Source organism: Algoriphagus confluentis, from assembly GCF_036245625.1.
Taxonomy (GTDB): Bacteria; Bacteroidota; Bacteroidia; order Cytophagales; family Cyclobacteriaceae; genus Algoriphagus; species Algoriphagus confluentis.
This window is the reverse complement of the sequence record NZ_BTPD01000041.1, coordinates 1-659: the sequence shown is the minus strand read 5'-3', so window position 1 is coordinate 659 and position 659 is coordinate 1. Positions and strand designations below refer to the sequence as shown.

Here is a 659-nt window from a genome sequence, read left to right as displayed (position 1 = left end):
TCGATCGCAGGGTTTTTCTCCCCGGTCACCTCGATCTCATCAGTGCCTTCGGTCTCTCCTCCGTCAGGATCAGTACCTGTGGCAGTGGCCAGGTTGGTTACGCTGCCTCGGTCCACGTCTTGCTGAGTCACCGTATAGGTCGTCGTGATGGTTTCACTTTCGCCCGGTGCCAGGGTTCCGATGTTCTGATCCAGTCCGGTCAACGGATCGGTAATGGTCACATCGGTCAGGGTGACGTTTCCTGTGTTAGTTACCGTCAAGCTGTACTCGATTACATCGCCTTCCTCGTCGAAGCTTTCGGTGGTCGTGCTCTTCTCGATTTCGATCGCAGGGTTTTTCTCCCCGGTCACCTCGATCTCATCAGTGCCTTCGGTCTCTCCTCCGTCAGGATCAGTACCTGTGGCAGTGGCCAGGTTGGTTACGCTGCCTCGGTCCACGTCTTGCTGAGTCACCGTATAGGTCGTCGTGATGGTTTCACTTTCGCCCGGTGCCAGGGTTCCGATGTTCTGATCCAGTCCGGTCAACGGATCGGTAATGGTCACATCGGTCAGGGTGACGTTTCCTGTGTTAGTTACCGTCAAGCTGTACTCGATTACATCGCCTTCCTCGTCGAAGCTTTCGGTGGTCGTGCTCTTCTCGATTTCGATCGCAGGGTTTTT

General features: G+C 55.2%; 1 protein-coding gene. It reads right to left on the bottom strand.

Annotated elements, in window-relative coordinates; translation table 11 throughout:
• Positions 1–659, bottom strand: a 659-nt coding sequence (locus AAA943_RS21785) for a DUF7507 domain-containing protein (RefSeq protein ID WP_420915628.1), incomplete at both ends; no start/stop codon positions are given.